Here is a 6,831-nt window from a genome sequence, read left to right as displayed (position 1 = left end):
CAGCGAACACAGGGAAGGCGGCGTACAGCTCACGCCCCATCCCGGCCCGCTGGCTGCCCTGCCCCGAGAACAGAAACGCCAACCGCCCCTGTGCCCGGTCCGCCGAGCCGGTGAGGACCCGGCTGTCCGCCTCGCCCCGCGCGAGCGCGCCCAGCGCGTCGAGGAAGTCGGACCGGTCCTCGGCGACCACGGCGGCCCGGTCGTCCAGCGCCGCCCGCGAGGTGGTGAGGGAGAACGCCACGTCGGCGGTGGGAAGTTCGGGCCGCGCTGCGACGAACGACCGCAGCCGCTCGGCCTGCGCCCGCAGGGCGTCGGTGCCCTGACCGGAGACGACCCACGGCATGGGCCCGGCCCCAGCCTCAGGTGCGTCTACGACGGCCGGCTCCTCCTCGGCCTGTTCGATGATCGCGTGGGCGTTGGTGCCGCTCACGCCGAAGGACGAGACACCGGCCCGGCGGGGCCGTCCGGTCTGCGGCCACTCGACCGCTTCCCGCAGCAGCGACACGGCACCGGCGGACCAGTCGACGTGCGGAGTCGGCTCGTCCACGTGCAGCGTCCTCGGCAGCACACCGTGACGCATCGCCATCACCATCTTGATGACTCCGCCCACGCCCGCCGCGGCCTGCGTGTGTCCGATGTTGGACTTCAAGGAGCCGAGCAGCAGCGGCTGTTCGGCGGGCCGGTCCTGCCCGTACGTGGCCAGCAGCGCCTGCGCCTCGATCGGGTCACCGAGCCTGGTGCCGGTGCCGTGCGCCTCGACGGCGTCGACGCCGGCGGCGGTCAGCCGGGCCCGGCCGAGCGCCTGCCGGATGACCCGCTCCTGTGAGGGGCCGTTGGGGGCGCTGAGCCCGTTGCTTGCGCCGTCCTGGTTGACCGCCGTACCGCGCACCACGCCCAGGACCGGGTGTCCGTTGCGGCGGGCGTCCGACAGCCGCTCCAGGAGCAGGACGCCCGCGCCCTCGCCCCAGCTGGTGCCGTCGGCCGACGCGGAGAACGACTTGCTACGGCCGTCGGGAGCGAGCCCCCGCTGCCGGCTGAACTCCACGAACGTCCCCTGGGAGGCCATGACGGTCACGCCGCCCGCCAGCGCGAGCGCGCACTCGCAGTCCCGCAGCGCCTGGACGGCCATGTGCAGGGCGACCAGCGAGGACGAGCAGGCCGTGTCGACCGTGACGGCCGGGCCCTCCAGGCCGAGGGAGTACGCCACCCGGCCGGAGATCACACTGGCCGCCGTACCGGTGAGCAGATACCCCTCGAACCCCTCGGGCGCCTCACTCATGCGCGGCCCGTACCCGTCCTGGGACGCCACACCGACGTAGACGCCCGCCTGGCTGCCGGCCACCGACCGCGGGTCGATCCCGGCCCGTTCGAACACCTCCCACGAGGTCTCCAGCAGAAGCCGCTGCTGCGGGTCCATCGCCTGCGCCTCGCGCGGCGAGATCCCGAAGAAATCGGCGTCGAACTCGGCGGCGTCGTAGAGGAATCCGCCCTCGCGGACGTACGACGTACCCGCGCGCTCCGGATCAGGGTGGTAGAGCGCGTCGATGTCCCAGCCCCGGTCCGTGGGGAACACGGACACGGCGTCCCGGGCTTCGATGACCAACTGCCAGAGGTCCTCCGGCGAGCGCACCCCGCCCGGGTAACGGCAGGCCATGGACACGATGACGACCGGGTCGTCCTCGGCCGCGACGCCCGCCGGGACCGGCAGCGCGGAGGCGGACTCCGCCGTGCCGGCCGCCTGCGTGTGCAGGAAGCGGGCCAGCGCCTGGGGCGTCGGATGGTTGAAGACCAGCGTCGGCGGCAGCTTCAGACCGGTGACGGCGACGAGCCGGTTACGCAGTTCGACCCCGGTCAGCGAGTCGACACCGATGTCCTTGAACGCCTGCGACGCGTTCACCGCGTCCGCGAAAGCGTGCCCGAGCACGGCCGCGGCCTGCGTGCGCACCAGGTCCAGCAGCACCCGCTGGGCCTCGGCATCGGAGAGGCCGGACAGGTTCTGTGCCGTCCAGGTCGTGTCGTCACCGCCCGGACGATCGGCGTCGGACCCGGACCGCAGATCCCGCACGTCCGTCAGGTCCGAGATCAGCGCGCTGGGCCGGGCGGCGGTGTACGCCGGCACGAAACGGGCCCAGTCGATGTCGGCGACGGTCACCGCCGGTTCGCCGCGTCCGACGGCCTCTCCCAGCGCGGTGAGCGCGAGGTCCGGCGCCAGGGCCGGGAGCCCGCGCCGACGCAACTGGTCGGCCACGTCCCCGGCCGCCATCCCGTCCGCGTCCCACGGGCCCCACGCCACGGAGGTGGAGGGCAGCCCCAGCGCGTGCCGCTGCTCGGCGATCGCATCCAAGTGGGCGTTGGCCGCACCGAAGTTGGCCTGCCCGGCGCGGCCGAGCGTGCCGACCACCGACGAGAAGAGCACGAAGGCGTCGAGGTCGAGGTGACGCGTGTACTGGTCGAGGAGTTCGGCGGCCGTGGCCTTCGGGCGCAGTACGTGGTGCAGGCGGTCGGCGGTGAGCCGGTCGAGCACTGCGTCGTCGAGGACACCGGCGGTGTGGACGACGGCGGTCAGGTCGGGGTGGTCGGCGATGAGCGCCTTTACGGTTTCCGGGTCGCTCACATCGCAGGCGGCGAAGGTCACGGTGGCGCCGAGAGCGGCGAGTTCGCCGTGCAGGCCGGCAGCACCCGGGGTGCTGTCGCCGCTGCGGCTGGCGAGGACGAGGTGCTGCGCTCCGTTGGCGGCGGCCCAGCGGGCGACGTGTGCGCCGAGGGCGCCGGTGCCGCCGGTGATCAGGACGGTGCCGCGCGGCTGCCACGCGCTTCCGTTGGTGCCGGTGCGGGCTATTCGGCGGGCGAGGAGGCCGGAGGCGCGGATGGCCACCTGGTCCTCGCCGCCGGCCGGGGCGGCCAGTACGGCACGCAGGCGGGCGGCGCCGCGTTCGTCGAACTGTTTGGGCACGTCGACGAGTCCGCCCCAGCGGTCGGGGTGCTCCAGCGCGGCGACCCGGCCCAGGCCCCAGATCTGTGCCTGGGCGGGGTGGGTGAGCGGGTCGTTGCCGCCGGTGGTGACCGCGCCCTGGGTGACGCACCAGAGCGGAGCCTGGACACCCGCGTCGCCGAGCGCCTGGAAGAGGGCGAGCGTCGGCGCTGCTGTGGTGGTGTCGTCGCCGGTCAGCGCGAGGAGAGACAGCACGCCGGCGGTGTCTTCGCCCAGGGCCAGTGCGCTGGAGAGGTGCTCGGCGTAGAGCGTGCGGTCCGGCTGGGCCGGGTGCAGCACGACCTGTCGTACGTGGGTCCGGTTACCGCGCAGGGCCTCCGTGGCGGCGCCCACCAGCGTGTCGCCCTCGTGGCCTTCGGGAACCACGACCAGCCAGGTGCCGGACAGCCCCGCCTGCGGGTCCGCCACCGGCCTCCACGTCGCCCGGTAGCGCAGATTGTCCACCGCCGACGCGCGATCCAGGCTCTTCCGCCAGGACGCCAGCGCCGCAAGCACCGTGCTCAGCGGCGCATCGCCCTCGACCGAGAGGGTGTGGCCGAGGGACTCCCAGTCCTCGTTCTCGACCGCCTCCCAGAAGCGGGTGTCCGCAGTGTCCGTGCCGGTGCTCGGGCGGGGGTTGATCCAGTAGCGCTGGTGCTGGAAGGGGTAGGTGGGGAGGTCGATGGGTCGGCTGTGGGGGATTGGCCAGTTGATGGTGTGGCCGTGGGTGTGGAGGTGGGCTGCGGAGGTGAGGAGGCGGGTGAGGGTGCCTTCGTTGCGGCGGAGGGTGCCGGTGATGGTCTCTGCGCCTTCGGTTTCTTCGATGCTGTAGGTGAGGACGGGGTGGGCGCTGGACTCGATGTAGGTGGTGTGGCCGCTGTCGCTGAGCTGCTGGATGGCGGTGTGGAAGTGGACGGTCTGGCGGAGGTTGCGGTACCAGTAATTGGCGTCGAGTTCGGAGGTGTTGAGGAATCCGGGTTCGACGGTGGAGAAGAACGGGACTTCAGAAGCCTGGGGCGTGATCCCTGCGAGGGCCGTTGCCAAGTGGCCCTCGATCGTTTCGACGTGGGCCGAGTGTGAGGCGTAGTCGACGGGGATGAGCCGGGCTCGGACGTCCTGTTCCTGGAGCTGAGCGACGAGGGCCTCGACGGCGTCTTTGTCGCCCGAAACGACGGTCGCATTCGGGCCGTTGACGGCCGCGATGCCGATACCGCTGGTCAGGTGTTCCCGGACCACCTCGACGGGCTGCGGGATCGAGGCCATGGCGCCCCGTCCGGCCAGGTGCTCGGCGATGATCCGGGCACGTACGGCGACGACCTTCGCCGCGTCCTCCGGCGAAAGCGCACCCGCCACAGCCGCAGCCGCGATCTCGCCCTGGGAGTGGCCCACGACCGCGTCGGGGCGGATGCCGAGGTGCTGCCATGTGGCGGCGAGGGAGACCATGACGGCCCAGGTCACAGGCTGGATGACGTCGACACGGTCCAGCTGTGCGCCGGAGCGCAGGACATCGGTCAGCGACCAGTCGACGTAAGGCGCAAGCGCTTCCTCGCACCGGGCGATGGATTCCGCGAACGCCGGCACGGTGTCCAGGAGGTCCGCGCCCATTCCGGCCCACTGCGTCCCCTGCCCGGGGAACACGAACACGGTCTTGCCGGTGTTCTTGACCTGGCCCTGGACAAGGTGGGTGTGAGGCTGCCCGGTGGCAAGCGCGTCGAGCGCGGCGGCGATGGCATCAGGCGCCTCAGCGAGGACCACGGCGCGGCGCTCGAACAGGGCGCGTCCGTGGACGAGCGTGCCGGCGACAGCCACGGCATCCAGCTCAGGCCGCTGATCGACGTACGCGCGAAGCTGCCGTGCCTGATCGCGCAGCGCGTCCGCCGTCCGTGCCGAGATCACCCACGGCACGACGCCCGGTTCGGCGGGCTCGTACTGGTGCTGCTGGCCGGCCAAGGCGGGAGGCTCTTCGATGATGGCGTGGGCGTTGGTGCCGCTGACGCCGAAGGACGATACACCGGCGCGGCGGGGCCGGTCGCTCCCGGGCCAGGTCTGTTCCTCGGTGAGGAGGCTGACCGCCCCGGCCGACCAGTCGACATGGGGGGTGGGTCGGTCGACATGCAGTGTCCTCGGCAGGACACCGTGATGCATGGCCATGACCATCTTGATGACACCGGCGACACCGGCGGCGGCCTGCGTGTGGCCGATGTTGGACTTCACCGAGCCCAGCCACAGGGGCCGTTCAGCCGGGCGGCCCTGTCCGTAGGTGGCCAGCAGCGCCTGAGCCTCGATCGGATCGCCGAGGGTCGTCCCGGTGCCGTGTGCTTCGACCGCGTCGACCTGATCGGGGGTGAGACCGGCGTTGGCGAGCGCCTGCCGGATGACCCGCTGCTGCGAGGGGCCGTTCGGGGCGGTCAGACCGTTGCTGGCCCCGTCCTGGTTGACGGCCGTACCCCGGACCACGGCCAGCACCGGATGCCCGTTCCGCCGCGCATCCGACAGCCGCTCCAGCAGGAGCATGCCGATGCCCTCGCCCCACCCGGTTCCGTCGGCGGCCTCGGCGAAGGCCTTGACCCGGGAGTTGGGAGCGAGCCCCCGCTGCCTGCTGAACTCCACGAACATGCCGGGGTTGGACATGACGGTCGCCCCGCCCGCGAGGGCGAGGGTGCATTCGCCGGAGCGCAGTGACTGGGCGGCCATGTGCAAGGCGACGAGCGAGGAGGAGCAGGCGGTGTCGACGGTGATGGCCGGGCCCTCCAGACCCAGTGTGTAGGCCACACGGCCCGACGCCACACTGGGCGTCGTTCCCGTCAGCGCATAGCCCTCGATCTTCTCGGGCGCTTCGTGCAGCCGGGGCCCGTAGTCCTGTGCCGTCGCACCGACGAACACCCCGGCCCTGCTGCCGCGCAGCGCCTTCGGGTTGATGCCGGCGCGTTCGAGGGCCTCCCAGGAGGTCTCAAGGAGCAGCCGCTGCTGCGGGTCCATGGCCAGCGCCTCCCTCGGCGAGATGCCGAAGAAGGCCGGGTCGAAGTCGGCGGCGTCGTGAAGGAAACCGCCCTCGCGCGCGTACGACGTGCCGGTGCGGACCGGGTCCGCGTCGTACAGCGCGTCCAGGTCCCAGCCGCGGTCGGCGGGGAACGGCGAGACCGCGTCACCACCGGCCGCCAGCAGCGCCCACAACTGCTCGGGCGTCCGGACCCCACCCGGCAGACGGCAGCTCATGCCGACGATGACGATCGGGTCGTCGGAGTTCGGGGCAGCCGACGCCTCCGGCGCCGTCACCTCTCCCCGCAGGCCCGCAAGTTCGCTGTGCAGGTGCCGGGCCAGCAGCTCCGGAGTGGGGTGGTCGTAGAGCGCGGACGAAGGCAGCCGCACACCAGCCGCCTGTCCGAGCGCGGCACAGAGCTCCACCGACATGAGCGAGTCGAAACCGAGCTGCTTGAACGGCGCGTCCACCGCGACCTGTTCGGGGCTGTCGTGCTCCAGCACGGCGGCGATGTGTCGGCGTACGAGATCCAGCAGCTCCCGGTCCGCCTCCTGGGACATCGCAGCGAAGGCCACCGCGGAACCGGCTGCCTGCGGAACGGACTCCGCGACCTCCTCGTCCGCCGCAGTGTCGGCCGTATCGTCGAGGCGACCGGCCGACACCCCGACCGTCTCCTTGAGCCAGTACCGACGGCGCTGGAACGCATACGTCGGCAGCTCCACACGGCGCGAAGGCGTGATGCCCAGATCGGCGAGCACATCCGGCCACGCGATCTCCATGCCCGAGACGTGGAGTTCGGCTGTGGCGCGGGTGACGGCGTGGGTTTCGTCGAGGTTCTTGTGGAGGGTGGGGAGGAGGCGAGCCTCGGCGCAGGTGATGC

The 6,831-nt window shown here is 72.1% G+C and carries 1 protein-coding gene; it reads right to left on the bottom strand.

Annotation, left to right across the window (positions count from 1 at the left end; translation table 11 throughout):
* Positions 1-6,730: type I polyketide synthase (locus tag ACFYY6_RS38085; protein WP_389197729.1), on the bottom strand; the 6,730-nt coding region annotated here is incomplete at its 3' end.
* Positions 6,731-6,831: the final 101 nt, after the last annotated feature.

This window comes from Streptomyces sp. NPDC001750 (assembly GCF_042892615.1).
GTDB lineage: Bacteria > Actinomycetota > Actinomycetes > Streptomycetales > Streptomycetaceae > Streptomyces.
Note: the sequence above shows the minus strand (reverse complement) of the source record. Positions and strands in the feature narration are given on the sequence as shown.